Consider the following 282-nt stretch of genomic DNA (forward strand, 5'->3'; position numbering starts at 1 on the left):
TTGGCGGTGGCCGGCGCCAAGCAGTATGCCGAGCGCGAAGGCCTCGAAGACCAGACGCTGATCGCGATCACGTCCGGTGCGAACATGAATTTCGACCGCATGCGTTTCGTCGCTGAGCGCGCGGAAGTCGGTGAAGCACGGGAGGCCGTGTTCGCGGTGACGATCCCCGAAGAGCGTGGCAGCTTTCGCCGTTTCTGCGAACTGGTGGGCACGCGCAGCGTCACCGAATTCAACTACCGCATTGCGGACGCGAATTCAGCACATATCTTTGTGGGCGTGCAA

At 61.7% G+C, this 282-nt stretch carries 1 pseudogene; it reads left to right on the forward strand.

The annotated features are described in order from the left end of the window. Positions 1-282, forward strand: a pseudogene (locus tag PQR53_RS38915) (threonine ammonia-lyase, biosynthetic); the annotation flags it as partial.

Source organism: Paraburkholderia fungorum (assembly GCF_046027605.1).
Classification (GTDB): domain Bacteria; phylum Pseudomonadota; class Gammaproteobacteria; order Burkholderiales; family Burkholderiaceae; genus Paraburkholderia; species Paraburkholderia fungorum_F.